The 24,377-nt window shown below is 73.6% G+C and carries 24 protein-coding genes and 2 pseudogenes; 17 read left to right on the top strand and 9 right to left on the bottom strand.

Going from position 1 to position 24,377, the window contains the following annotated elements; genetic code table 11:
• Positions 1-216 precede the first annotated feature (216 nt).
• The 7 genes from ABZ117_RS19280 to ABZ117_RS19250 all read left to right on the top strand — a co-directional run bounded on the left by ABZ117_RS19280 (position 217) and on the right by ABZ117_RS19250 (position 6,624).
• Positions 217-477, top strand: coding sequence for a hypothetical protein (locus tag ABZ117_RS19280; protein ID WP_356822251.1), 261 nt, complete (start codon positions 217-219; stop codon positions 475-477).
• A gap of 7 nt (positions 478-484) precedes the next feature.
• Complete coding sequence (locus tag ABZ117_RS19275; RefSeq protein ID WP_356822249.1) at positions 485-1,534, top strand: hypothetical protein; 1,050 nt, start codon at positions 485-487, stop codon at positions 1,532-1,534.
• A 641-nt stretch (positions 1,535-2,175) separates the two neighbouring features.
• A complete protein-coding gene (locus ABZ117_RS19270; protein ID WP_356822247.1) occupies positions 2,176-2,703 on the top strand; it encodes a TerD family protein in 528 nt (175 codons plus the stop codon).
• A gap of 207 nt (positions 2,704-2,910) precedes the next feature.
• On the top strand, positions 2,911-3,096 hold the full coding sequence (locus ABZ117_RS19265; RefSeq protein ID WP_356822245.1) for a hypothetical protein: 186 nt from the start codon (positions 2,911-2,913) through the stop codon (positions 3,094-3,096).
• A gap of 348 nt (positions 3,097-3,444) precedes the next feature.
• A complete protein-coding gene (locus ABZ117_RS19260) occupies positions 3,445-4,383 on the top strand; it encodes an aldo/keto reductase (protein WP_356822243.1) in 939 nt (312 codons plus the stop codon).
• A 22-nt stretch (positions 4,384-4,405) separates the two neighbouring features.
• Positions 4,406-4,753, top strand: a complete 348-nt coding sequence (locus ABZ117_RS19255; RefSeq protein ID WP_356822241.1) for a MerR family transcriptional regulator — start codon at positions 4,406-4,408, stop codon at positions 4,751-4,753.
• A gap of 269 nt (positions 4,754-5,022) precedes the next feature.
• On the top strand, positions 5,023-6,624 hold the full coding sequence (locus ABZ117_RS19250) for a N,N-dimethylformamidase beta subunit family domain-containing protein (protein WP_356822287.1): 1,602 nt from the start codon (positions 5,023-5,025) through the stop codon (positions 6,622-6,624).
• A gap of 34 nt (positions 6,625-6,658) precedes the next feature.
• On the opposite strand, the gene ABZ117_RS19245 is transcribed toward ABZ117_RS19250, so the two are convergent.
• Positions 6,659-7,045 (bottom strand): metalloregulator ArsR/SmtB family transcription factor, encoded by a 387-nt coding sequence (locus tag ABZ117_RS19245; RefSeq protein ID WP_356822239.1) that lies wholly within the window; start codon positions 7,043-7,045, stop codon positions 6,659-6,661.
• Positions 7,046-7,137: 92 nt separating this feature from the next.
• Between ABZ117_RS19245 and ABZ117_RS19240 the strand changes: the two genes are divergently transcribed.
• Complete coding sequence (locus tag ABZ117_RS19240; RefSeq protein ID WP_356822237.1) at positions 7,138-9,246, top strand: heavy metal translocating P-type ATPase; 2,109 nt, start codon at positions 7,138-7,140, stop codon at positions 9,244-9,246.
• The gene (locus ABZ117_RS19235) at positions 9,243-9,659 is read left to right on the top strand and encodes a (2Fe-2S) ferredoxin domain-containing protein (RefSeq protein WP_356822236.1); all 417 of its coding nucleotides are present in this window, start codon (positions 9,243-9,245) and stop codon (positions 9,657-9,659) included. The genes ABZ117_RS19240 and ABZ117_RS19235 overlap by 4 nt, the downstream gene beginning before the upstream one ends.
• A 159-nt stretch (positions 9,660-9,818) precedes the next feature.
• On the opposite strand, the gene map is transcribed toward ABZ117_RS19235, so the two are convergent.
• Positions 9,819-10,601 carry a type I methionyl aminopeptidase gene (gene map, locus ABZ117_RS19230; RefSeq protein WP_356822234.1) on the bottom strand — a complete coding sequence of 261 codons (783 nt, stop codon included), beginning with the start codon at positions 10,599-10,601 and terminating at the stop codon, positions 9,819-9,821.
• Positions 10,602-10,667: 66 nt separating this feature from the next.
• Between map and ABZ117_RS19225 the strand changes: the two genes are divergently transcribed.
• The 3 genes and pseudogenes from ABZ117_RS19225 (at position 10,668) to ABZ117_RS19215 (ending at position 12,421) form a co-directional block, all read left to right on the top strand.
• A complete protein-coding gene (locus ABZ117_RS19225) occupies positions 10,668-10,970 on the top strand; it encodes a helix-turn-helix transcriptional regulator (RefSeq protein WP_356822232.1) in 303 nt (100 codons plus the stop codon).
• Between the two features lie 114 nt (positions 10,971-11,084).
• Positions 11,085-11,402: pseudogene (locus ABZ117_RS19220) on the top strand (alpha/beta hydrolase); the annotation flags it as partial.
• 695 nt (positions 11,403-12,097) lie between these two features.
• Complete coding sequence (locus ABZ117_RS19215) at positions 12,098-12,421, top strand: hypothetical protein (RefSeq protein ID WP_356822230.1); 324 nt, start codon at positions 12,098-12,100, stop codon at positions 12,419-12,421.
• Positions 12,422-12,519: 98 nt separating this feature from the next.
• Here ABZ117_RS19215 and ABZ117_RS19210 read toward each other — a convergent pair whose 3' ends face one another.
• Together ABZ117_RS19210 and ABZ117_RS19205 are read right to left on the bottom strand one after the other, a co-directional pair.
• The gene (locus ABZ117_RS19210) at positions 12,520-12,675 is read right to left on the bottom strand and encodes a DUF6131 family protein (RefSeq protein ID WP_356822229.1); all 156 of its coding nucleotides are present in this window, start codon (positions 12,673-12,675) and stop codon (positions 12,520-12,522) included.
• 122 nt (positions 12,676-12,797) lie between these two features.
• Positions 12,798-14,732, bottom strand: a complete 1,935-nt coding sequence (locus tag ABZ117_RS19205) for an acyltransferase family protein (RefSeq protein ID WP_356822227.1) — start codon at positions 14,730-14,732, stop codon at positions 12,798-12,800.
• A gap of 443 nt (positions 14,733-15,175) precedes the next feature.
• Between ABZ117_RS19205 and ABZ117_RS19200 the strand changes: the two genes are divergently transcribed.
• A complete protein-coding gene (locus tag ABZ117_RS19200; protein WP_356822285.1) occupies positions 15,176-16,426 on the top strand; it encodes an MFS transporter in 1,251 nt (416 codons plus the stop codon).
• Here the strand turns inward: ABZ117_RS19200 and ABZ117_RS19195 are convergent.
• The 5 genes and pseudogenes from ABZ117_RS19195 to ABZ117_RS19175 all read right to left on the bottom strand — a co-directional run.
• Positions 16,405-16,820: pseudogene (locus tag ABZ117_RS19195) on the bottom strand (MTAP family purine nucleoside phosphorylase); the annotation flags it as partial. The gene ABZ117_RS19200 and the pseudogene ABZ117_RS19195 sit on opposite strands and share 22 nt — an antisense overlap.
• 286 nt (positions 16,821-17,106) lie before the next feature.
• Positions 17,107-17,790, bottom strand: coding sequence for a chaplin (locus tag ABZ117_RS19190; RefSeq protein ID WP_356822225.1), 684 nt, complete (start codon positions 17,788-17,790; stop codon positions 17,107-17,109).
• Positions 17,791-18,001: 211 nt separating this feature from the next.
• On the bottom strand, positions 18,002-18,427 hold the full coding sequence (locus ABZ117_RS19185; protein ID WP_356822223.1) for a DUF6003 family protein: 426 nt from the start codon (positions 18,425-18,427) through the stop codon (positions 18,002-18,004).
• A 460-nt stretch (positions 18,428-18,887) separates the two neighbouring features.
• Entirely contained in the window at positions 18,888-19,781 is an 894-nt protein-coding gene (locus ABZ117_RS19180; protein ID WP_356822221.1) for an SGNH/GDSL hydrolase family protein, read from the bottom strand.
• Between the two features lie 528 nt (positions 19,782-20,309).
• Positions 20,310-21,167, bottom strand: coding sequence for an MBL fold metallo-hydrolase (locus ABZ117_RS19175; RefSeq protein WP_356822220.1), 858 nt, complete (start codon positions 21,165-21,167; stop codon positions 20,310-20,312).
• A gap of 165 nt (positions 21,168-21,332) precedes the next feature.
• Between ABZ117_RS19175 and ABZ117_RS19170 the strand changes: the two genes are divergently transcribed.
• The 4 genes from ABZ117_RS19170 (at position 21,333) to ABZ117_RS19155 (ending at position 24,279) form a co-directional block, all read left to right on the top strand.
• Positions 21,333-22,202 carry an alpha/beta hydrolase gene (locus ABZ117_RS19170; RefSeq protein WP_356822218.1) on the top strand — a complete coding sequence of 290 codons (870 nt, stop codon included), beginning with the start codon at positions 21,333-21,335 and terminating at the stop codon, positions 22,200-22,202.
• A 231-nt stretch (positions 22,203-22,433) separates the two neighbouring features.
• Positions 22,434-22,994, top strand: a complete 561-nt coding sequence (locus ABZ117_RS19165; protein ID WP_356822216.1) for a DUF2243 domain-containing protein — start codon at positions 22,434-22,436, stop codon at positions 22,992-22,994.
• Positions 22,995-23,047: 53 nt separating this feature from the next.
• Positions 23,048-23,869, top strand: coding sequence for a cytochrome c oxidase assembly protein (locus ABZ117_RS19160; protein ID WP_356822283.1), 822 nt, complete (start codon positions 23,048-23,050; stop codon positions 23,867-23,869).
• Positions 23,870-23,931: 62 nt separating this feature from the next.
• Positions 23,932-24,279 (top strand): tetratricopeptide repeat protein, encoded by a 348-nt coding sequence (locus ABZ117_RS19155; protein ID WP_356822281.1) that lies wholly within the window; start codon positions 23,932-23,934, stop codon positions 24,277-24,279.
• The last annotated feature ends 98 nt before the right edge of the window (positions 24,280-24,377 follow it).

Genomic DNA, 24,377 nt, shown 5'->3' with positions numbered 1-24,377 from the left:
GGCGGGCGGAGGAAGCGTCTGGGTGGGTGTGGTGATCCCCCGGGGATGAGCACGCGTCGGTACGTCACGAACCGGGCGCGGGACATCGCCGTACACCGGCAGTGCCGCGAGGAGTCCGCACCCGCATAATCCTCGGATGTCCGAGCCTCCCGTCCCGATACCGTCCGGCTCCGTGCCCCCGGGCACGGCCGTCTGGTCCTCCGGCGCCGCCGCCCGATGGACGCGCGCCCGCAGCGCGCCCTGGGCGCGGCCCCTGTGGTCGGCGCGGCACTGCTGATCACCGTCGTCCGGGCGAGCGCGGCGACGCCGGACCGGCCGTGCGGCGGTGCCGCTCCGTGCGGTGCGGACCGGCTCGGCATGACGGAGACGGGTCTGTCCGCAGGGCTCCTGTACTGGCTCGTCCGGCTGCCGGAACTCGCGCTGACCGCCGCGCCGGTCCTGGCGGTCGTCGTCGCGCGGGTGAGAACTGCCCGGTAGCGGGCCGGTGGCGGTGGTCGCCAACTCCTGCGTCCTCGTGGCGCCGGCCTTCGGCTGGGCAGCCGCCTGCGCCCGCGTCGCCGCCCGTCGCCGGCAACGAGGCCGGGCGGAACGGGCCGCGGCCGTCCGGCATCCGCTGCCCCAGCCGGCCGTCCGGCTGCGGCGCGGGATCATCCCGGTCACCGCAGGGCTGGTTCTTGTCGGGGTGGCCGTCTTCGCCGCCGTTAAGGGACTCGATGGCGTCCGCGCGGACCAGCACCACGCGGATCGTGCCGCGCGCATCACCGCGGCCGTGGTCGGACGGGGCGAGGAGTCGGTTCGGGTGCGCACCGACGACGGCCGGCGCCTGACCGTCGACGCCTCCTCCCCGGAGGATCACCGGGTGGGCGGCGTGGTGACCGTGCTGGAGGACGGAAGGTGGCGGCGCCTGGCGGCCGAGCCCTACGACGCCTTCGGCTGGCAGCTGTTCACCCTGGCCGCCGGCCTGCCCGGGGGTTCCATGCTGCTCACCGGTCTCCTGGCCCGCCGCCGCGCCGCCGCACTGCACCGTGCGCCGGCGCCAATCCTGCGGGTGCTGGAACGCATCGACGATGACGGGTGGATCTGGATCTACGCGGGCGATGACCGAGCCGCCCGTTCACCGGTCCTCGTCGGCCGGTTCGCAGCGGATCGGACCTACGCGGGCGAGCCCGGGGCGGAACAGGGCGACGACGAAGCGGACGAAGAAGAACCGCCCGTCGTGGACACCCGGTTGCGCGAAGCCGTCATGTTCGGCTCCCCGCACGAAGGCGGCGAACTGGTACTCGCCACCACCGGCAGGGACGGCCGGCCGGTGGTCATCCGCACGACCGGCCCCGTCCGGCTGCCCCGCCCCGGCAAGGGGCCGGCACTCGCCACCCCGGAGACGGGAACCGCCTCCGCGGCCATGGGCCCACAGGAGCCGTCCGCGGCGGCCGCGTCCCCACGCCCCTGTCCACGTCCCTGTTCCTGTCCCGGGCGGAACTTCCTCTGCGCTGGGGACCGAGCGCTCTGGCACGCACGAGCGGCCTCGCCATGACCGTGTTCATGATCGCGGGTGTCACCTTCGGCGCCCACTTGCTCGTGACGGAGGGCTTCGGCTGGAAAGCCCTGCTCCTGCTCGGCCCCCTGACGCTGGCCGACGCCGCTGCCGTGCAGCTCAACTGGCGTGTCACGGCGGACAGTTCCGGGTTGTGGTTCGCAGGGGCGTGGAAGGTGCAGCACGTCCCCTGGGAACAGGTGCGGGCCGTCCGTTACACAGCGGAAGGGAGCGTGGAGACAGCCATGTCGGACGGCGGTACCTGGCGGCTCCGGGGCGTGGGCCTGCCCAAGGCGGAACGTCGCCTCAACCTGTATCCGTCGTACGTTCGCATGGTCCAGGAGGTCACCGCCCTCCCCCACGCACCCGGAGCTGCGGCCCGTCTGGCCCGCCGCGCGCCCCGACCGCGGCCGTCCCCTGGGCCCCGTCCTGCTCGTCCTCACCGTCCTGGCCGTCAGGGCCTGGTTCCTCGGCTGAGGCAGCAGCGACCCGCGCTACGGCGGAGGCGGTTCCCACCCGATCGGCGTGGCGAGACCGGGCGGTGGGGGAAGAGCGCCGAGAATGCTTCAAAGGGCTGCCGGTAACACATACTTGACTTATGCGGGAATGTCCCGCGGCGGTTCTGCGGGGGGAGCGGCAAGGTGAGCGGTGTCGGTGAGGGGCTGGGCAGGGTCGAGGTGCGGCTCCGGTGGGACCCGAGTCCGTACGGGGAGCCGCCCCGGCATCTCGACATCGTCGCGGCGACGTACCCGGTGGACGACCTCTACGGGCGGCCGGCGTATGTCGTGCACCACGGCAGCAGGTCGCCGGACGGCACCATCAACATGAGCCGGCACAGCGAAACCGGCATGGGTTTCGGCTTCGTGGAGGCGATGGAGCTGGAGTTCGAGCGGCTGTCGTCCGCCTATGGGCGGGTGGTGGCCGGGGTGGCCATCCACCAGGACGGCGGCCCCCGTACGTTCGGTGACATCTCCAACGCCGGAGTGGTCGTCGTCGAGGGATACCGGCAACTGCTGGCGAACGACTTCGCGCAGGTCGGCGACGCCACGGCCGCGACGGTCGTCGAGTTCACCAGGAACGCGTCCGGAGCGTGGGAGCTGCGCGAGATGATCCGGGGCTTCGACAGCGATCCGGTGCTCTTCACCGCGGAGATGGGGCGCGTTCCGTAGTCGTCGCCCGGCACCGCTTCCGGTCAGTACGTCCATTTCCGGTCGATACGTACACTTCCGGTCGGTACATTCACTTACGGTCGGTACGTCGGCTCCCGGTCGGTGTGTCCGCTTCCGGTCAGGCCCCTTCGGCCCGGGCCTCCACGTCCCCGATGCCGGTGGGCCGGCCGGCCCACCGGCATGCAGCGGACGCACCGGCCTGCGGCGATGAGCAGCGTGGCCACCACCGACAGCACGGGCCGGCCGCGCGGCAGGTTCACCACGAGGGTGAAGGCCACGGCCATCGCGGCGAGACCGCTGGCCAGCGCCGGCGCGGGCTCCCTCTCGCTCCGGGCGAAGGGGGGCATGGCGAGCAGGCCCACCAGGAAACTGACGAAGACCGCGCCCGCGTAAAGGCCCGGCCCGGAACCCGACGGACCCCGGGCCGGCCAGCAGGCCGCTCGGCGCCCGCCATGCCGGGCGCCCCCTGCCGGCAGCGTCGGGGCCAAGTGCCGTCCGCCTCCCAAGCGGGCGACCCGCTCCCGGGCCGTGCGCAACGGCCCGTACATCTCGGGCGGATCACGCCACGGAGCCCCGGTCCCGACCACCGTCGTGACTCGGCCGCTCCCCCAGGATCGCCGTCCACGGGGTGTCGTCACGCGTGCCCGCCGCACGTGGCGCCGGCCCCCGGGAGGCCGGGTTCCGAGCCGTTCCCACAATGGCGCTTGACCTGGAGTGCGCTCCAGATCCGAGCATGGGCGCATGAACATCACCCACCCGCAGATCGTCCTCGGGACGATGGATTTCGGCACCCGCGTCAGCCCCGGCCAGGCGTTCGCGATCCTCGACTCCTTCGTCGCCGGCGGCGGTGTCTGGCTCGACACCGCGAACTGCTACTCCTTCTGGGCCGACCCCAGCGGCGTCGGCGGTGCCAGTGAGCGCCTCATCGGCGCGTGGCTCCGAGCCCGCCCGGGCGCGCGCGACGTGGTGCGGATCGCGACGAAGGTCCGGCAGAACCCGCTCGTCCCGCACTCCTGGCCGGACAGCGCCGAAGGACTGTCCGCCCGCGCCGTCCACGCCGGCGTCGAGGCGAGCCTGGACCGTCTCGGAGTCGATCACGTCGATATGCTCTGGGCCCACGCCGAGGACCGCGCCGTGCCGTTGGAGGAGACGGTCGGCGCCTTCGGCGAGCTGGTCGCGAAGGGGGCGGCGCTGCGGGTCGGGGCGGCGAACCATGCCGCCTGGCGCGTCGAGCGCGCCAGGTCGCTCGCGCGGGAGCAGGGCGTGGAACCGTGGACGGCCCTGCAACTGCGCCACTCACTCGTCCAGCCCCGCCCACTCACGCCGCTCCCGGAGGCCGGTCACCGCATGCTCACCGCCGAGGACATGGACCTCGCGCGGTCGGAAGGGCTCACCGTGTGGTCGTACAGTGCGCTGCTGTGGGGTGCCTACGTGCGCGCGGACAAGCCGCTTCCGCAAGCCTACGGTCATCCCGGGACCACCCGCGTGCTGTCGGTCCTGGACGACATAGCCGGCGAACTCTCGGCCACGAGGAACCAGGTAGTCCTCGCCTGGCTGATGCGGCAGGGGATCGATCCCATCGTCGGCGCGAGCCGCGTGGAGCAGATCGAGCAGGCGCTCGCCGCACGCGATGTGCCGCTCGGCGACGAGCACTTGGCGCGCTTCGCCGAAGCGCGGTAGCGCCGGTCACGAAAGGGATCCCATGACCACCATCTCCCCGGCAGCGGCCGCCGACCGCACGGGAGTCTCCCTCGACACGCTGCGCTACTACGAGCGGGAAGGGCTCATCGGCCCGATCCGGCGCTCCGCCGGCGGGCACAGGGAGTACACCGAGGAGGACGTCTTCTGGATCGGCCTGGTGACGTGCTTCCGTGACGCCGGCCTCGGCATCGCGGATCTGCGGGGGTTCGTCGCCATCCTGCGCGCCGAGCACCCCGCGCAGGACCGGGTCGCCTTCCTCCGCGAGCGTCGTGCCGCCCTGGAGGAGCGAGTGGCGGCGCTGTCCCGGGCCATGGTGGTCCTCGACGAGAAGATCGCGTACTACAGCTGAGCGCAGAGGGCCGATAGGACAGTCACCGGGGCCGGGGTGACCTGCCTGCGCGGGGGCGGCGATGGCGGCGAACACCAGCAGGTCCACCGGGCCCCGGCCGGACCGGCGCCGCCCCCCCCTGGAGCGGGCCGGGCGGTGTCACGGGTGCCGCGGCCCGCGCCCCCCATGACGCCCGGCGGCCGGGAGCAGGGCGCGCGGCCCGCGTCGCTGTGTCACCTTGGCCCGGAGAGCGGGTGACGCTAGCGGTGAGCGCGGGAGGCGACATGGGCATGGGTCCTGGCCGGCGAGGGATACCGGACGAGGGGACGGCACCCGCAGGGCGGCTGGTGCGCAGGCGCTTCCTCGGAGCGTGCGCCGGCCTGGGGTTCGCCTCGGTGACGGCCGCCGCCTGCGACGCTGCCGCTCCCCCGCGCGGACCCCGCCGGGCGGCCGTTCCCCACCGGCCCGAAGCGGAACGGGACCGGCCGGGGACACCCGACTGGCGTATCACCTCCCGGGGCCCCGCCCCGGCCGTCGCCGGCTACGCGGACCGGGTGAGCGTGGTGCCGGGCGAGGAGTGCGGCCTGTACGTCTCGACGACCGCGTCGTCCTTCCGGGTCTCGGCCTTCCGCGTCGGCTGGTACGGCGGGGCCGGGGCCCGGCTCGTGTGGTCGTCGGAGCGCGTACGGGGCCGCGTCCAGCCCGAACCCCGCTTCCTCGCGGACACCCGCACCGTCCGCGCGGACTGGCCGCGCACGCTCACGTTCGGCACGGCCGGCTGGCCGGAGGGCGCGTATCTGCTGCGGCTGGAGGCGGACAGCGGCCACCAGCGCTACATCCCGCTGATCGTGCGCTCCACGCACGGCGCGGGCCGGACGGTCCTGATCCACGCCCCGGCCACCTGGCAGGCCTACAACCGGTGGGGCGGCTACAGCCTCTACGCCGGCGCCTCCGGCGCGTACGCCACCCGTTCCCTGGCCGTCAGCTTCGACCGGCCCTACGACGCCGACGGCGCGGAGAAGTTCATGGTGTACGAACGGACGGCGGTGGTCCTGGCGGAACGGCTCGGCATACCCCTCGCCTACACCACCGGGACGGATGTGCACCGCGACCCGGAGGTCCTGCGGGGCGCGGCCTCCGTGGTCTGTCTGGGGCACGACGAGTACTGGACCTCCGAGCAGCGCCGGCACGTCACGCAGGCCCGCGACGCCGGCACCAACGTGGTCTTCCTCGGTGCCAACACCTGTTTCCGCCGGATCCGGCTCGAGGAGGGGGAGACGCGGCCGGACCGTACGGTGGTCTGCTACAAGACCTCCGTCCGGGCCGATCCCTGCTACACCACCCAGCCCGCCCTGGTGACCACCGACTTCCGCCAGGCTCCGGCGCCGGATCCCGAGTCGTCGCTCACCGGAGTCCTCTACGAGGGCTTCCCGACGGACGCGCCGTACGTCGTCCACGCGGCGGACCACTGGCTGTACGAGGGAACGGGCGTACGGCCCGGCGACGGCTTCGACCACCTGGTCGGCGTCGAGTACGACCGGGTCACACCCACCGCGCCCGTCCCCGGGCGACTGGAGATAACGGCCCACTCTCCCCTGGTGTGCGGTGGCCGCCGCAGCCACAGCGACTCGGCCTACTACACGGTCCCGAGCGGCGCGGGCGTGTTCGCCACCGGCACCATGCGCTGGGTGGAGGCCCTCATGGCCGGCACCCCCGACGGTGGCCGCGACCACGGGATGGATGCCCGTACCCGTACCTTCGTGACCCGCACGACGGAGAACGCCCTGCGAGCCTTCGCGCGGGGCCCCGCCGCCCGACACCGTCCGGCGCCGCGCCCGAACGTCAGCGAGGTGTACCGGACCGGGGCATCAGGCGGTGCGCCGGCCGGCTGAGACTTCGGCGAGTGCCGGCGGCGGGTCGCCCGCCTCAGTCCGCGGCGGCGGGCGCGGGCAGGTCGGCAGGGACGTCGCGGACCCCGAGCCGCAGGTGCTCCACGTGGTAGAGGGCCTGGTCGAGGAGTTCGGCGACGTGGTTGTCGTAGAGGGCGTAGACGATCGAGCGTCCGTGGCGTTCGCCGGTGACCAGTCCGAGATTGCGCAGGAGGCGCAACTGGTGGGAGCAGGCGGAGGCTTCCATCCCGACGGCGTCGGCGAGGTCGCCGACCGAGCAGGGCCCCTCCTGGAGCCGGGCCAGGATGTACAGCCGCGAGGGGGTGGCGAGGGCCTGGAGGGTGGCGGCGACATCGGCGGTGCCGACGGCGTCGAGGCGCTCGCGGGTGGTGGCGCTGGTGGCGGTGTCGGTTCCGTGGCCCATGCGGTCATCATACCCATGACACATGAAGACCTGTTCAGACGTTCCTGTACTGTGGGAGCATCGCTCCGTCCCCGGTGAAGGGTTGTCCCGTCGTGCCTTCTGTCCTGGACCAGCGGCCCGCGCCTGCCGCCGCCGACCCGCGTCCGGCGCCCGCACCGAGGCGTACGCGGGTGCTGGCGCTGCCGGAGGCCCGGTGGGCGCTGGCCGCGCTGGTCCTGTTCCTCGCCGCCCTCCCGCTCCATCTCCTCGGCGCCCCGGTCTGGCTGTGGGCTCCGCTGTACGCCGCCGTCTACGTCACCGGTGGCTGGGAGCCGGGACGGGAGGGCCTGAAGGCTCTCAGGGACAGGACCTTGGACGTGGATCTGCTGATGGTCGTCGCCGCGCTCGGCGCGGCCGTCATCGGCCAGGTCCTCGACGGGGCGCTCCTGATCGTCATCTTCGCGACCTCCGGCGCCCTGGAGGCCGTCGCCACCGCCCGCACCGCGGACTCCGTGCGCGGTCTGCTCGATCTCGCCCCGTCCACCGGGGCCCGGCTCCTGCCCGACGGCGGCGAGGAGACGGTCCCGGCCGGGGCCCTGAAGGCCGGGGACACGATCCTGGTACGGCCCGGAGAGCGGATCGCCGCCGATGGCCAGGTCCTCGACGGGGCGAGCGAGGTCGACCAGGCCACCATCACCGGGGAGCCGCTGCCGGTCGCCAAACGGGACGGGGACGAGGTGTTCGCGGGCACCGTCAACGGCACCGGTGCCCTGCGCGTCCGGGTCGAGCGCGACCCTTCGGACTCGGTGATCGCGCGGATCGTGAAGATGGTCGAGGAAGCCTCCGGGACCAAGGCCCCCACTCAGCTCTTCATCGAGAGGATCGAGCAGCGGTACTCGATCGGCATGGTCATCGCCACCCTCGCCGTCTTCGCGATCCCGCTCGCCCTCGGCTCCGCCCTCCAGCCCGCCCTGCTCCGGGCGATGACCTTCATGATCGTCGCCTCCCCGTGCGCGGTGGTGCTCTCCACGATGCCGCCGCTGCTGTCCGCGATCGCCAACGCCGGCCGCCACGGCGTCCTCGCGAAATCCGCGGTCGTGATGGAACGCCTCGGTCAGGTCGACGCCGCCGTCCTGGACAAGACCGGCACCCTGACGGAGGGCACCCCTCGCGTCACCGACGTCCGCCCCCTGCCGGGCACCGGCCTGACCGACGACACGCTGCTGGCGCTGGCCGCGGCGGCGGAGCACGCCAGCGAGCACCCGCTCGCCCGCGCGGTCGTCGACGCCGCCCGCGTACGCCGTCTGCCGCTGCCGGAGGCGCTGGACTTCGCCTCCGCCCCCGGCCGGGGCGTGAGCGCCACCATCGACGGCCACACCGTCCGGGTCGGCTCCCCGGCCCGCCTCCTGCCCGAGCCCGGCGCGAGCGTGCGCGATGTCGTGGCGGAGCCCGGCGCGAGCGTGCGCGATGTCGTGGCGGAGCCCGGCGCGAGCGTGCGCGATGTCGTGGCGGAGCCCGGCGCGACCGTGCGCGACGCCGTGGCGGAGCCCGGCGCGAGCGTGCGCGACGCCGTGGCGGACCTGGAGGGCGCCGGTCGGACCGCCGTCCTGGTCCTGCGCGACGGAATCCCGGCCGGGGTGATCGGCATCGCCGACCGGCTCCGCCCGGATGCCGCCGCCACGGTCGCCGCCCTCACCGCGCTGACCGGCCGCACCCCGGTCCTGCTGACCGGCGACAACGAACGCGCCGCCCGGCACCTGGCCGGCCAGGTCGGCATCACCGACGTCCGCGCCGGACTGCTGCCCCAGGACAAGGTCGCCGCGGTCAGGGAAGCAGAGGCCGAGGGCCGCCGGGTGCTCGTCGTCGGCGACGGCGTCAACGACGCCCCCGCGCTCGCCGCCGCGCATACAGGCATCGCGATGGGCAAGGCGGGTTCCGATCTCGCCCTGGAGACGGCCGACGCCGTCGTGGTCCGCGACGAACTCGCCACCATCCCCAAGGTCGTCGCCCTCTCCCGGGCCGCACGGCGCCTGGTCGTCCAGAACCTCGTCATCGCTTCCGTGTTCATCACCGCCCTGGTGGCCTGGGACCTCCTCGCCACCCTGCCCCTGCCGCTCGGTGTCGCCGGCCATGAAGGCTCTACAGTTATCGTCGGCCTGAACGGCCTGCGCCTGCTGCGTGAAACGGCCTGGCACAACCCCGTCCGAGGAGGCGCCGCATGAGCAAACGCTCCCGCCGTGCCGCGCCCGCCCCAGCCGCCGGGGCAGGAGCGGCACGGCCCATGGTCACCGTCTGCCGCGGCTGCTGCTGCGGCACGCCGAAGGTTCCCGGCCTCGACCACGCCGCCCAACTCCGCGAGCTGCGCCAGGCGTTGGACGGCAAGGCGACCGTGCGGGTCACCGACTGCCTGGACGCGTGTGAGCGCGCCAACGTGGTCGTGGTCCAGCCCTCCCGCGCCGGCCGCGAAGCCGGCGGGCGCCCGGTCTGGCTGGGCCTGGTCAACGACTCCGACGCCGGCGCCGACATCGCCACCTGGATCGAGGGCGGCGGCCCCGGCCTCACCGAACCACCCGGCATCCTCGACCTCTACGCCTTCAGCCCGTCACGCCGCGTACGGGCCGAACTCGACGAGTAGAACCTCGTGCGGGTGCTCACCTTCAGCCATCCGGGACCCCACCGGTATCAGCGGCCTACGCGGATGGGCCTCGACGATCGGCCACCCGTCCTGGACGACGGAGCGAGCAACGTCGAGACGCCGTCGGGTCGGTGAGTCGGGGAGCACGAGACTCCGGCCTCACGGCCGCGCCGGCTTCGGCAAGGTGAGGATCTCGGCTCCGTCGTCGGTGATGGCGATCGTATGCTCGCTGTGTGCGGTCCGGCAGCCTGTCGCACTTCGCAGCGTCCACCCGTCGGCATCGGTGACGAGTTCGGCGGTGTCCGCCATGACCCACGGCTCCAGGGCCAGCAGCAGCCCGGGGCGCAGCGTGTAACCACGGCCGGGCCGCCCGGTGTTCGGAACGTGCGGGTCCTGGTGCATCGTCGATCCGATGCCATGACCTCCGAACTCGGTGTTGATCGGGTACCCCGCCTCGCTGAGGACCGTGCCGATGGCATGGGAGATGTCGCCGATGCGCGCCCCGGGCCCGGCGGCGGCGATCCCCGCGGCCAGCGCGCGTTCGGTCACATCGATCATCGCGACGCTCTCCGGCGGCTTCGCGTCGCCCACGATGAAGCTGATGGCAGCGTCCGCGGCGACTCCGCCCCTGGAGACGGCGAGGTCGAGAGTCAGCAGATCGCCGTCGGCGAGCTTGTAGGCGTACGGCCGCCCGTGGAGGACGGCGTCGTTGACGGCCGTGCAGATGTAGTGGCCGAACGGGCCGCGCCCGAAGGACGGCTCGTAGTCGACGTAACAGGACTGCGCTCCCGCCTCGACGATCATGGTCTTGGCCCACCGGTCGATGTCCAGAAGGCTCGTGCCGACCGTGCTGCGGCTCTTCAGCGTCTGGAGGATGTCAGCGACCAGGGCGCCTGTGTCTTTCGCCCGGGCCAGCAGGGTGGGGTTCAAGATCTCGATCATGCGGCGCCCTTCTCATGCGACCAATAACTATACCGGGAATACTATACCGGTACTAGAATGGGAGTCATGGTCAGGTTGCCGCTCACCCCCGCAGAGGTCGAACGCGGACAGCGCCTCGGCGCCCTCCTACGGCGGGCCAGAGGAGAGCGCTCGATGCTCGAGACCGCGCTCGACGCACGTGTCTCACCGGAGACCCTCCGCAAGATCGAGTCGGGCCGCGTGGCCACCCCCGCCTTCCCGACCATCGCGGCGATCGCCGATGTCCTCGGCCTCTCCCTCGACGCGGTGTGGGCCGAGATCAGCCGGCCCGAACGCGCCGTCAGTTCCACCGGTACCGGTCGCAACGCACGTCAGCAGTTGACCTCGTAATACTTCGACCGCCACCCCCCCAGGGACTGCCCGAAGTGGTGATCAGTGGCGGGAGGAAGGGGTGCCGTCGATACAGCGTTCACGGGTCTCACCCCCTATGGCGGCGGCTCCGAAGTCCTCCGGTCGCCGGCTTCCGGCGCCGAGCGCGCGCCCCTGGTCCTGAGGGCCATGGCGGCGGCAACCACAGGAAGCACCCGGCGACGGCCGGCCGCGCCCGTCTCCTGGTGACCGGCTGCGGCTTCCACGCCGCCGTCATCGACGCGCCCGGTCACGGCGACCGGCCGCGCACGGCGCACGACGGTGCGGAGATCGCCGAGTTGTCCCGGGCGCGGCGCGGCCGGCGAGCCGGAGGACCCGATCGTCATCCGCCACAACGGCCACCTGGCGCAACTCGCCCTGCCCGAGTATCAGGCGGCCCTGGACGGGGTTCGTGCCCGAGCCTCGCGTGCTGCACCCGGAGCAGGTGGTCACCTACCCGCGGACGCACAGCTCGCCGCCGAGGAGGCGCCCCTCCAGCCCGGGGTGCAGGGGGCCGATGGCGGAGGAGGGCCACGTGCCGGGGTCGGCGGGGTCGGCGGTGGCCGATGCGCCGGGGTCGGTGCGGCCGGCTCCGCCGGTGCGGCCACGGACCTCCCGGCCACCAGGTGACGGTGAGTTCGGTGGGCCCGTAGGCGTGGTCCACGGTGCTGTTCGGGGCGGCCAGGGCCCAGGCCCGCGCCTGGCGGAGGGTCAGCGGCTCGCCGCAGAACACGCTGCGGCGCAGACGGGGCAGGCTGCCGGCTTGAGCGCCCGCAGTCGTTCGGCCAGCGGAATCACCGACGGCACCGAGTTCCAGTGCGTCAGGGCACGCGTGGCGGCGAACCGGACCGGGCGCAGCAGGGCCGCGCGGGCGGCGACGACCAGCGTCGCACGCCCGCAGCGCTTCCCCGGCTGCCTCGATCCGGCCGAGAACGCGGCCGCTTCCTGGCCGCCGACTGTGGACCGTACGACCCGGCGACCCCGCTGACCGACGCGCACCGGTACCGCGCCGGTGACCGCGTGACCGTCCTCCCGGACTCCTCGGAACGCCGACGGACCGCTCCCCGCGGGCACGGCCCCGGTCCCATCTCGGCCGGGTCGATCAGCAGGTGCAGGTGCACGGCTACCGGGTGGAGCTCGGTTGGGTGGAGGCCGCCCTGCGGGGACTGCCCGGGATTTTCGACGCGGTCGTCCTCGCCGTGCCGACCCCGGACGGCAGCGTGGAACTGGCGTCCGCACACACCGGCGCCGCCGGTACGGCCCACGATACGGCCGGTTCAGCCGCAGACCTCCGCGACGCCCTGCGCCGCCGGCTGCCGCCGTACCTGGTCCCGGCCAGGCTGACCTCGGTCGCCGCCCTCCCCCTCGACGCGAGCGGGAAGGTGGACCGGACTGCCGTGCGGCGCCTGCTGGGCGGCACCGCCACGGACTGACCCTGAGCGGTGCGCCGACGCGGGGCCAGCACGGTGTGTCAGGCCGATTCCGCGGCCTGCCACGGCCGGAACGCCGTCCGGCCGTGGCAGCGGCTGCTTCACCAGTAGTGGCGTCGGCCTCCGACGGCGTGCCCCACGGATCCGAGGATCCAGAGGATCGCGCCGATGACCAGGAGGATGATTCCGATCGTCCACAGGATCGACAGGTGGAACAGGAATCCGATGATGAGTAGCACAACGCCGAGAGCGATCATGGTGTCCCTCCAACGTGAATGAGCCAACGGCTCTATCAGGCGTATGCCCCGCCGGTCAGCCCGCACGCCTGTCGGCACGCTGTATCCGTGTCCCCCGTTTCCGCGGTCCCATCCGGCGGACTTCAGTGGGCCGCGGCCTCGATCCGGGAGACCAGCCAGGGTTGCAGCCAGCGGGCGCCCTCCGGGGTGAGATGAACGCCGTCGCTGCGCACCTGTACGCCGTCGACCTGCCAGGTGAAGGCGCCGTGCGGGCACAGCCGGCGCCCCAGGTCGAGGATGTCGGCCGTGCCGCGATGCCGGCCGGCGACCTGGCGGAGCAACTGGTTCCAGTGGTCGACGCGCTGCGGCTGGTCCTCGGGCCACACGCCGCCGTCCGGGCGTTCTCCCCGGTGGTTGTACGGCTCGGTGGCCAGCAGGACCTTGGCGCCGTGTGCCGACGCGATGCCGACCGCCCGGTCGAGCTGCGCGAGCAGGTACGTGTCGAAGGCCTTCTCCCCGGTGTGGGTCCAGCGCCCGTCATGCACACGGTCCATGGTTTCCCAGCGGCCGAAGAGCAGGACGACCGTGTCGGGGTCGTGGCGGGCCACCGCCTGGCGGAGGTCGCTCGGCCAGTGCCGGCACTCCCGGGACACGCGGTGCTCGGTGCCGAAGTAGCGGTAGGGGCTGTCCAGCGCCAGACCACAGCCCTGCCGGGTGCTGTCGTGAAGGGTGACGTCCGGCGTCGGCGGCAGGTAGTTCACCAGGGTCCAGGCGATCGAATCGCCCATGATCACAGCGGAGACGGGTGTGCCTGCCCGGTGGTGGCGGCCGGCCGAGCGGTCGGGGACCTGATCGGAGCGGTGACCGGGCTCGGCGGGCGCGGTGGCTTCTGCCGGTGCGGTGGTGGACGGAGCGAGCTGCGGGCCGGGCGGAAGGGCGGCGACGGCCGTGGCGGCCACCGCGGCCATGCACGTCGCGGTGGCCGCCAGGGCGGGGGCCCGCCGGCGGAGGAACCGCGGATGCCCGCGCTGCACCGGCCGTTCGACGGCGACGAACGACACCACCGCGACCACGAGGGTGACGACGACGCGTACGCCGAACAGCGCGGCTCCGCGCAGCCCGGTGCGTTCGGCGTCGATCCAGGCGAACAGCGGCCAGTGCCAGAGGTACACGCCGTAGGAGATGCGGCCCAGTGCAGCCAGTGGGGGCAGGGACAGCAGCCGGGCGGTGACCGAGGCCGGCGCCCTGATCGTGTGCGTCAGCACCGCCGCCGTCGCCAGCGAGCCCCCCAGGAGGCCGCCCGGATACAGCCGGGGGTCCGCGCCGTCGGCGTGCGACCACAGCCACCCCAGGGCCACCGCCCCCAGCGCCGCCGTGCCCGCCAGGGTTCGCTGACGCGCCCCGCGCGCCGTGGAGGCCGGTGAGCGGGCCGGCAGGACCGCGACGGCGCAGCCGAGCAGGAGCGCCAGTGCCCGCGTGTCGCTGCCGAAGTACACCCGGGGAAGACCGGCCGGCCCCCTGATCAGCGCCAGGCACACGGCGGCCGATGCGAGCACGCCGCCCGCGGTGAGCAGCAGGAGCACCCTGGTCGCGGCGCCGCGGCTGCGGCAGGCCCGCAGTACCCCGGCCGCCAGCAGCGGCCACAGGAGGTAGAACTGCTCCTCGATGCCCAGGGACCAGGTGTGCTGCAACAGCGGCGGTGCCGCCGTCTGCGCGAAGTAGTCCGTGCCGTGAAAGATCATCCGCCAGTTGGCGACGTACGCCAGGGCGGCCAGGGCGTCCCCGCGCGTGCCTGCCAGGTCTCCGGCGGGCATCAGGTGCGGGCCGAGCACGCACACCAAGAGCAGCATCGCCGTCAAGGCGGGCAGGAGCCGGCGCATCCGGCGTGCCCAGAACGAACCGAGGGCGATGCCGCCCGTTCTCGCCCACTCGGTGAGCAGCAGGGTGGTGATGAGATACCCACTGAGCACGAGGAACGCGTCGACTCCCAGGAAGCCGCCGGATGCCCAGGGAATGCCGCCGTGATAGGCGAGCACCGCGGCCACGGCCAGGCCGCGCAGTCCGTCGAGCGCGCGCACTCTCGGTGCACCGGCGGCCCGGTCGCGCGAAGCCGCTGGAGCCGGCCTACGCCTGAGTTCCCGGCTCATCGCCAGCCGACATGTGATCCGTCCCGTCCGTACGACCCGAGGCACGCACCCCGCCGGGGTGTCGCGGCCGCGTCAGCGGACGCGTGCGCCGCTCCTTGCCCCTCCCACGCTGGCACCACCCCACCCCCCGCGCGCGCGGAGCCCGGCAGACGGAGGACGCGGCGGGGGTTCGGGCCGGGCGGCGGCCGATCGGCCGGACGGCGGAAGATCATTCTTCGCCCGGCGGGTGCGCTGACACCCGGCCTCCGCAGCCCGGTCTACGAGGACGCGATCTGGATAACCGGGGCTTCCGACGTGTCCTGACTACGACGAGTGACCACGTGAGCGGACGGCGTGGATCAGCGACGCCCACCCTGGCTTGGCAGGTCGGCGGGGTGGGAGTAGCGGCCCAGGTGGTGGCGTACGGCTTCGCACGGTACGGCTACGGACTGTTCCTACCCGACCTGCGTGACCGCTTCGGCCTCTTGACATCGGTCCTGGGCCTGGTCAACAGCGTCTCCTACATCGGGTATCTGGTGGCGCTCCTGCTGGTCGGGGCGCTCATCTCACGCTTCGGTCCCCGCCCCATGGTGGTCGCGGCAGGGCTGTCGGCCGGCGTCGGCCTGGTGACGGTGGCGCTGGCCCGGAGCGCCTGGGCGCTCGTCGCGGGCCTGGTCGTGGCGGGCATGGCGTCGGGGTTCTCGTGGGCCCCGTTCTCCGACACCGCCGACCGTCTGCTCCCGGACCGCACCCGCGAACGGGTCATGGCCCTGATCCCGAGCGGCACCGCCTTCGGGGTCACCGTGGCCGGGCCGCTCGCCCTGCTCACCCGGGGACCGAACTGGCGGTACGCCTGGCTCGGCTTCGCGGTGGCCTGGTACGCCGCACGGGTGCTGCCCGCCGGGCGCCACGAGGGCCACGCGGGCCACGGAAACCAGCGTGTCGTCACTCCGCGCTGGTTCCTGCGCCCGGCGGCCGTTCCGCTGTATCTCACCGCGCTGTTCTACGGTGTCATCGGGGCCTTCTACTGGGCTTTCGCGCTGGAGGCCGTCTCGGATGCGGCGGGCGAGGACTCCCCCGTGGCGCCGCTCTTCTGGACCCTCATGGGGCTGGCGGGCATCACCAGTGTCTTCGCCGGCGCCTTCTTCCTGCACCTGGGGCTGCGGCTCGGCCAGGCCGTGCTGTTCACGGCGCTGGCCGCCTCGATCGCGCTGCTGGGCCTGGCCCCCGGCGCCCTGCCCGCGGTCGTCGCCTCGGCCGGCCTGTACGGGCCGGCCTTCATGGCCACGTCGTCGCTGCTCGCGCTGTGGAGCTACCGCGTCTTCCCGGAGCAGCCGTCGACCGGTTTCAGCGCCACCGTCCTCGCCCTCGGCATCGGAACGCTGATCGGGCCCGCCACGCTGGGGGCGGTGGCGGACCGTTCCGGCCTGCGTACCGCGTTCCTCGTGACCGCGGCCGTGACCCTGGTGACCCTGGCCTTCCGGCCCCCTGCGCGGCGGCCTGAGGACGACGCCGCCGGGCGGAAGAGACGGACGACCGAAGCGGTCGGACCGTCTCCCGTGGACGGCCGGGTCCGCCGGTCAGCTGAACTGGCTCTCCTCGGTGGAGCCACGCAGTGCGAGGGTCTGCGCCCGGTGAGGCAGTAGGGGTCGGCGAAGGAGACGTGAGCCGCGCCGGGGCCGTCGAAGAACGTCTGGGTCCGTCCGCTGGTGCGGTCCACGATCTGGTCCGGGACGACCAGGCTTCCCGCCGGATGCGGGGCGTCAGGCTGCCCACGGCGCCGATCGCAAGGACCTGGGTCACGCCCAGGGCGTCCAGGGCGCTGAGGTTGGCCCGGTAGTTGACGCGGTGCGGGGGGAACTGGTGGCGGCTTCCGTGCCGGGGCAGGAAGGCGAAGCGCCGGCCCGCCAGCTCTCCCACGGTGACGGCGTCACTGGCGTGGCCGTAGGGCGTGGGCCGCCGTATCTCGACGGCGTCCTCCAGGAGGGAGTACAGCCCTGACCCTCCGATGACGCCGATGTCCGCCGACAGGTCGGTCATGTCTTCCGCTTCTTCGAGGAGGACGACGGATGGATCGGCGACTTCACCGGGGACCCGGTGGCCCGGCGCTTGCCCACCTTGGACGAACTCATGTCACCCGCCGGAGTCTGACGCGCCGGCGTCCGTCGTCGGAGCCCGGCCGAGGTGACGGTCCCGGTAGCGGTGTGAAGCGGCCACGGCCCGGGGTGCCGGTGGTCGTGGCCGTTTCGGTGCCCGTGGATGAGCCGGTCCGGCCGGCCGGTCCTGTCGGGGACCGGCCGGCCGGACCGTCTCGCCGGGTGTGCGGTCAGCCCTGTCGGCCGGACGCCTTCACGCGGGAGCGGCGGTACAGCACCGTTCCGCCCATCAGCGAGGCCAGGCTCGCGGCGGCCAGTGCCCAGGTGCCGTCCGTGCCGGTGTGCGCGAGGGTGCCGGGCGTGCGCTCCTGTACGACGGGGGCCGGCCTCGGCGTCGAGCGGACCGGCGGCGTGCCGTGCGGCCGGTGCGGGGGCTCGGAGCGTACCGGCGGTTCGTGACGGGGCGGCGTGCTGCGCTGCGGCTCGTCGGGCCGGTCGGCCGACCCGTTCACCGACTGGTTGCCGAAGACGGGGTTGCCGACGCCCACCACGTTCACGCTGTTGCCGCTGACGTTCACGGGCAGATCGACCGGGAGCTGGATGCCGTTGCCGCTCACCACGCCCGGCGAGTTCTGCGCGGCACCGTGAGCCGTGGCCCCGCCCTGCGACTCGGCCCCTTCCTTCCCCGCCTTGGCGCCGCCCTCGTTGGCGCAGCGGTTGCCCATCGCGGGGTTGAGCAGCCCGACCACGTTCACGGTGTTCCCGCACACGTTCACCGGGACGTCCACCGGCAACTGGATGCCGTTGCCGGAGATCAGCCCGGGGGAGCCGACCGCGGCCCCGTTCGCGGTGGAGTCGGCGTACACCGGCCCCGCCACTGCCATCGCACCGGAGACGGCGGCGAAGGCGATCACACTGTTACGGGTAGCCCGTTTCATCGGTTTCCCAGCCCTTCAGACACTGTTGCGGGCACTCACCCGCACCTGAGCAAACGGAAGGGAAACCGGACAGGTTATGGCTGCTCAGCCTTTTGCCCGGCACGGGGTACACCGCGGGGCGGCGGAACGCGCTCCCGGAGGCGTGCCCGGAGCAGGTTCCGGCCCCCCCGGCCGGCGCGGCATCCGCTCAGCCGACGGCCGCCGCCCGGACCACGGCCGGGTCCTCACCGGTGAGTTCGGCGATGCGGTGGGGGGCGACACCCGCGGCCACCGCGCGAGCGAGCAGTTCGTCGCGGCCGTGCGCGCAGTCGCGGTAGGCGAGCAGGTCGGTCTCGACCGCGGCCAGGGTCTCGGGAGCCGTACGGTGGCGCAGCCGGCTCAGTTCCTCCTCGCTCAGCGGAACCGGCAGCCGCTCCGCCTCCGCGGGAATGGCCGTGGTGTCCTCCGGAGGCACCACCCGCAGCCGCGGGGAAGTCGCCGACACGCCCTGCGCGTCGAGCCACGCGCGCACCGCTGATGTGTCCATGCAGGCGAGCGGTTCCGTCGCGGCCGGCGGCACGCCGAGCGTGTCGGCCGGGTCGTCCGCGAGAAACAGGTAGGCGTCGTCGGTCATGGTTCGCTCCTCGTCACAGACACTCGTCGACCGGTCGCCGTCCCCTTACCCCGTTCGCGTCCGCATAGCGCGGCTGATCCGCCATCCGGGGGCACGGAGGACCGCGCCGCCACCAGGCGAGTGACGGCGGCGCGGCCACGGAGGCCGGGAAGCCGGCGGGCCGGACGGGGTGGCGGACCGGACGAGCCGGAGAGACCGGAGACCGAACGACCGGACAGGCCCGAGGGGCCGGCGGCCCGGCTGACCGGCCGGACCGGCAGACCCGCAGGCCGATGGACCCGCGGACCCGGCAGCCCCGCAGGCCGACGGAGCCGCGGACCATCCGCCCCGCAGACCGGCGGACCCGTCGGACCCGGCGGACCGTCGGACCCGTCGATCCGCCGGCCGGACCGACCCGCCTGTCGGCGGGCCGGCGTCCGTCAGTCGGGCCCGTCGAAACCGGGAACGAGGTCCAGGGCGTTCAGTCGAGGCCGAGGGCGTTCACGACACTCTCGGCCATCCGCTGCTCGCCGAGGGCGTTGGGGTGCACCGGCACGATGTTGCTGCCGAAGAGCAGCGGCTCGATCCACCGTGTGCCGACGGGCTTGCACGCGTCGTGGCCCTCGGACGCCTGGGCGAAGTCGACGTAGGTCGCGCCGGTCTCCTCCGCGGCGCGCCGGACGACGGCGTTGAGGTGGGTCTGGAGGGAACGCAGGTAGGGCACGTCACCGGAGGCGATCGGCAGCTTCGCGAAGCAGGACGGGTCGGCGGTCGCGGGGGTGATCCAGGGGTAGCCGAGGACGGCCACGCGGGCGTCGGGCGCCTTGGCCCGTACAGCGCGCAGAGCGGTCTTCAGCGCCGGGTAGGTGTTCGCGTCGATCGCGTCCTCGAAGGAGGTGCCGTACTTGTCCTTGCAGGGGCTGCCCGCGCCCCCGCTGAGCACGCCCGCGGTGCCGCAGGCGGCCACGGCGTTGATGAAGGTGCCGTTGTCGTTGCCGCCGATCGTGAGCGTGACGAGGTCGGTGCCGGGGGCGACGGCGTCGGCCTGGGGAGCGACTCCGGGGTACTGGGCCTGGGTGAAGTCCTTGGTCTGGGCGGCCCCGCAGGTGACGTCCGTCAGCCTGGCGCCGGTGTGCGCGGCGACGACGTGCGGGTAGTTGGCGGTGGAGCGCAGACAGAGCAGGTTGGTGGGGTCGACGGGCAGGACGCCGGAGGCCGCGCTGTAACTGTCGCCGAGGGCCGCGTACGTGAGGGGTGCCGTCGCGTGGGCGGAGGTGGGGGCGGCGGTGAGGCCGAGGGCCAGCGCGCCGGTGACCGCGCAGGCCGCGGTGAGGACACGGCGGCGCGGGGCGGGGCGCAGGGCAGGCAGGGGCATGTGCTCTCTCTTCTCGTGGCGGGGACACGGAGCGTGCGGGCCTGGGGTGCCCGCAGGCGTGCTGGTGCGCGAGAACGCGACGGCTCGAGCCGGGGGGAGCGCCGGCCGTCGGGGCCTGGCCGGGCAGGCGTACGTACGACGACGGCCGTGAGGTAGCGGTCGCGGGATTACCGCGGGTACTACCGATAGGTAATGTGCGGGCGCCGGTACGCCGCGTCAACGGTGCTGACCGAACTTCTTGGAACGCTCACCTATCGCCGCGGTGAAGTCGCCGTGCACGGGAGCCGCGCGGGGAGCGCGCACGGGCATGGCCGCGCGTGTGGTGCCCCGCTGAGCACACGCGCGGCGCCGCTACGGCTCGTGCGGGAGCCGTCAGGAAGGGCCGTGAAACACCGTCAGGACCCGCTGGGCGCCGGACCGCCCCGGTGCCGTCCCGGCTTCCGTCCGGGACGGGACGACACCGCGACGGGCCGACACCGGGACCGGACGAGGCGGCACCGCGACCGGCCGGGGCGGCACCGGTCCCGGTCAGGTGACGACGGGGGCCGCCCCGTGCTCCGCGGACAGGCGGGCGCGGCTGCCGTGCGGGCAGTGGACGACTCGGTCGCCGAGGCCGAGCCGGCCGGCCTCCGCCAGGAAGGCGGACAGCGGCGAGCGCATCACCGTGTAATCGCCGTAGTGCACGGGCAGGACGGCCCGGGGGTCCAGGCGCCGGGCCAGCTCCGCACCCTGCGCACCGTCCATGGTGACCACGAACCCGCCGGGGAGGCGGGTGCCGCCCAGGTGCAGCACGGCCAGGTCGGCGGCGGGGAAACGGCGGGTGATCTCGTCCAGGCCGTCGTAGGGCAGCGTGTCGCCGGAGACGTACAGCCGCAGCCGCGGCGGCCCGCCCACCGGCCCGAACTCGATCATGCTGCCCATCACCGGCGGCAGCAGCCCGCGCAGCACCGGATGCCCGGCGTGCCGGCCGGGCAGTGCCGTGATCGTGGCCTGCGCCCGGCCCTGCCGGAGGGTGAGTCCCTGCCAGGTCCGCAGTCCCGCCGTCCGCTCGAATCCGTGCAGCACCCTCAGCCGGCGTGCGGCGTGCGGTGTGCTGATCACCGGCACCGCGTGGTCCAGGTGGCGTCGGGCCCGGCGGTCCCAGTGGTCCCCGTGCAGGTGCGAGAGCACGATCCCGTCGAGGCGGGGCAGGTCCCACGGCTGCACGGCGGGCTCGGTCAGGCGCCGGCTCAGCAGCCCGTAGCCGAGGTAGGCGTACTGGCCGCGGTGCAGGAAGTTCGGGTCGGTGAGCAGGGTCAGCGGGCCGTAGCGCAGCAGCACGGTCGCGTTGCCGATGAAATGGAGGTCGACCGTGTCGTCGGTGAGGCCGTCCGTGGTCCCGGGCATGTGATCAGCCGCCTTCCGTCCGAGCCGGGGCACGTCCACGCCGTACCGCGGGCGCGCCGGGTTCTTCCCGTCGGCGGGCGGGTACCCCTGCCGGGCGGAACAGCCCCGGCGAGCCGGCCGGAGCCGTTCCGCGACGCGTCGGCGGGAAGAGCGGAGGGGTGGTCCGTGTTCGAGGGTTTCGAGGTCAGCACGGTACGGACGGACGGTGCGTCGGTCTTCGTACGCCAGGGCGGCGAGGGTCCGCCGGTGGTGCTGCTGCACGGCCATCCGCGCACGTCCGCGACCTGGCACCGGGTCGCCCCGCTGCTGGTCCGCGGCGGTTTCACCGTGGTCTGTCCCGACCTGCGCGGCTACGGCCGCTCGCGTGGTCCGGCGCCCACGGCGGACCACGCCGGATACTCCAAGCGGGCCGTCGCCGGTGACGTGGTGGAGGTGATGCGCGCGCTCGGCCACGACCGGTTCGCGGTCGCCGGGCACGACCGCGGGGGCGCCGTGGCGCTGCGGCTGACGCTGGACCACCCCGACGCCGTCTCCCGGGTGGCGCTGCTGGACTGCCTCCCGATCAGCGAGCACCTGTCGCCGCTGACGACCGAGTTCGCCACGCAGTGGTGGCACTGGTTCTTCTTCGCCCAGCCGGACATCCCGGAGCGGGTCATCAACGCCGATCCGGACAGCTGGTACCGCGGCGACCCGCGGATCATGGGGCGGGAGAACCACGACGAGTGGCGGGAGGCCACCAGGAACCCCGAGGTGGTGCGGGCGATGCTGGAGGACTACCGGGCCGGGCTGACCGTCGACCTGCGGCACGAGGAGGCCGACCGCGCCGCCGGGAACCTGATCCGGTGCCCGGCGCTGGTGCTGTGGTCGCTCAGGGACGATCTGGAGTACCTCCACGGGGATCCGCTGCGGATCTGGCGGCGGTGGGCGAAGGACGTGCGCGGCCATGGCATCGACTCCGGGCACCATGTGGCCGAACAGGCGCCCGAGGAGCTCGCGTCCGCGCTGGGCGAGTTCTTCGCCGGGCGGACGGCCTGAGGGAGTCGCACCGCGGCCGGACCGGCGCGACCGCCCTGGCCGCCGAGGGCGCCACCCGGGCCGCGTACGGCACCCTCGGCCCGGACGGGCCGAGGGTGCCGTACGCGGCCCACAGATGGCCGAGTGTGCCGCAGCGGTGGAGCCCGGGAACTGGTAGCTGTCGGTAGGGCAGCCGAAACGGGGAACCGGCCCCCGGGGAACGAACCCGGAAACCGACCGAGACGAGGAGCGATGGCGACCATCGTGCGCGAGAGCAGGACCGGGACCGCGCCGCCCGGCCTTCGACTGCCGGGGATCCTGCTGGGGGTGGGGCTCGGCGGCTTCGTCGACGGCATCCTGCTGCACCAGCTGCTGCAATGGCACCACATGCTCACCAGCACCGACCACGATCACATCGGTGTCAAGTACTACGATCCGCACACCGTCTCCGGGCTGCGGATGAACACCGTGTGGGACGGCGTCTTCCACACCGTGTGCTGGCTCGCCGTCCTCGGCGGCCTCGCGGTCCTGTACGCCCGGGTGACCACCGGCCGGCGCCAGGTGTGGGCCTCACGGGTGCTGTGGGGCTGGATCCTGGCCGGCTGGGGGCTGTTCAACCTGGTCGAGGGCCTCCTGGATCACCAGATCCTGGGCATCCACCACGTGCACGGCGGGCCGTACCAGGTCTGGTGGGACATCGGCTTCTTGGCCCTCGGCGCGCTGCTGCTGGCCGGCGGCCGGCTTCTGCGACGTGGTGCACGTCCCGTCGATCCGGTGGCCCCCCGCGCGGGCGGAGAGGACCGCACCGCCTGATGGACGACGGCACCCTGCACCCGCACCCCGGGATGCTCCACCCGCACCCCGGCATGAGTCACCCGCACCACCACGAGGGCGGCGGCCCGCTGGAGACCGTGCTGCCCGCGCTGGCCCTGGTGGTGTGCGCGGGCGGATATCTGCTGCTGGTCCGCCGGGCACGCCGCCGCAACCCGGTCCGGGGCTGGAACCCCTGGCGCACCGCCGCCTTCGGCACCGGCCTGGTGCTGCTGGCGGCGGCGCTGCTGCCGCCCGTCGCCGGCCTCGCCCACCGGGACTTCCGCGGCCACATGGCCCAGCACATGCTCATCGGCATGTACGCGCCGCTCGCCCTGGTGCTCGGCGCGCCGGTCACGCTCCTGCTGCGCGCCCTGCCCGCACCGCGTGCCCGGCGTCTCACCGCGTTCCTGCACAGCGGCCCGGCCCGCCTGCTCGCCCATCCGGCGGCCGGTCTGCTGCTGTCCGCCGGCAGCCTCGTGGTCCTGTACTTCACCCCGCTCTACGGCACCGCCACGGCCCACCCGGCCGGACACTGGCTGCTGCACGCCCACTTCCTGCTGTCGGGCTGCCTGTTCGCGTACGCCGTCGCCGGCCCCGACCCGGCCCCGGCCCGCCCCGGTGTGCGCACCCGGCTGGTGTACCTGGGGTGCGCCATCGCCGTGCACGCGGTCGTCGCACAGCTGATGTACGGCGGTTTCTGGGTGGACGTCCACGCTCCCGTCCCCCAGGTCCAGGGCGGCGCGATGATCATGTACTACGGGGGTGACATCGCCGAACTGCTGCTGGCGGCGGCTCTCGTCGCCACCTGGCGCCCCGAACGCCACGTGCTGCCGCGGCCTCGCCGGGGCCACCCGGCCGAAGTAGTGGAATATTAAACAACTGCACTCCGTTATGGCCGCGTCGAGGAGGGACGAGGAGGCCAGGAGTGGAGACGCAGGTGGAGACCACGTACTACGACCACGGCACCGCCGCCGAGCGCTGGGAGCGCGCGCGGCTGTTCTTCGCCGCCCGGGACTACGCGGGTGCGGCGCGGGTGCTGGCCGGGCTGGTCGAGGAGGCGCCGGAGCAGACCGGTCCCCGGCTGCTGCTGGCCCGCGCCTACTACCACTCGGCGCAGCTGCGGCGCGCCGAGGCGGAGTTGCGGACCGTCGTGGAGCGGGACCCGGTGGAGCACTACGCCCGGCTGATGCTGGGCCGCACCCTCCAGCGGCAGGGCCGGCACGAGGAGGCCGGCCGGCACCTGCGGATCGCCTCGGCGCTCGCGGGCGACTTCCCGGAGGCATGACGCGACCGGCCCCGAACGACAGGAGACGGGGACCGGCCGTTCCGTCCGGGAACGGCCAGGCCCCGGACGGCCGAGACGGAGCACGGCCGTTCTCACCG

It is taken from the genome of Streptomyces sp. NPDC006309 (assembly GCF_040613095.1).
Lineage (GTDB): Bacteria > Actinomycetota > Actinomycetes > Streptomycetales > Streptomycetaceae > Streptomyces.
This window is presented reverse-complemented; position numbering and strand designations above follow the sequence as displayed.

What these genes read in the sequence shown, in the direction of transcription:
- ABZ117_RS19280 (WP_356822251.1), top strand. Translation starts at nt 217, where the DNA reads ATGGACGCGCGCCCGCAGCGCGCCCTGGGCGCGGCCCCTGTGGTCGGC.
- ABZ117_RS19265 (WP_356822245.1), top strand. Translation starts at nt 2,911, where the DNA reads ATGAGCAGCGTGGCCACCACCGACAGCACGGGCCGGCCGCGCGGCAGG.
- ABZ117_RS19260 (WP_356822243.1), top strand. Translation starts at nt 3,445, where the DNA reads ATGAACATCACCCACCCGCAGATCGTCCTCGGGACGATGGATTTCGGC.
- ABZ117_RS19255 (WP_356822241.1), top strand. Translation starts at nt 4,406, where the DNA reads ATGACCACCATCTCCCCGGCAGCGGCCGCCGACCGCACGGGAGTCTCC.
- ABZ117_RS19250 (WP_356822287.1), top strand. Translation starts at nt 5,023, where the DNA reads ATGGGTCCTGGCCGGCGAGGGATACCGGACGAGGGGACGGCACCCGCA.
- ABZ117_RS19245 (WP_356822239.1), bottom strand. Translation starts at nt 7,045, where the DNA reads ATGGGCCACGGAACCGACACCGCCACCAGCGCCACCACCCGCGAGCGC.
- ABZ117_RS19235 (WP_356822236.1), top strand. Translation starts at nt 9,243, where the DNA reads ATGAGCAAACGCTCCCGCCGTGCCGCGCCCGCCCCAGCCGCCGGGGCA.
- map (WP_356822234.1), bottom strand. Translation starts at nt 10,601, where the DNA reads ATGATCGAGATCTTGAACCCCACCCTGCTGGCCCGGGCGAAAGACACA.
- ABZ117_RS19225 (WP_356822232.1), top strand. Translation starts at nt 10,668, where the DNA reads ATGGTCAGGTTGCCGCTCACCCCCGCAGAGGTCGAACGCGGACAGCGC.
- ABZ117_RS19210 (WP_356822229.1), bottom strand. Translation starts at nt 12,675, where the DNA reads ATGATCGCTCTCGGCGTTGTGCTACTCATCATCGGATTCCTGTTCCAC.
- ABZ117_RS19185 (WP_356822223.1), bottom strand. Translation starts at nt 18,427, where the DNA reads ATGACCGACGACGCCTACCTGTTTCTCGCGGACGACCCGGCCGACACG.
- ABZ117_RS19180 (WP_356822221.1), bottom strand. Translation starts at nt 19,781, where the DNA reads ATGCCCCTGCCTGCCCTGCGCCCCGCCCCGCGCCGCCGTGTCCTCACC.
- ABZ117_RS19175 (WP_356822220.1), bottom strand. Translation starts at nt 21,167, where the DNA reads ATGCCCGGGACCACGGACGGCCTCACCGACGACACGGTCGACCTCCAT.
- ABZ117_RS19165 (WP_356822216.1), top strand. Translation starts at nt 22,434, where the DNA reads ATGGCGACCATCGTGCGCGAGAGCAGGACCGGGACCGCGCCGCCCGGC.
- ABZ117_RS19160 (WP_356822283.1), top strand. Translation starts at nt 23,048, where the DNA reads ATGAGTCACCCGCACCACCACGAGGGCGGCGGCCCGCTGGAGACCGTG.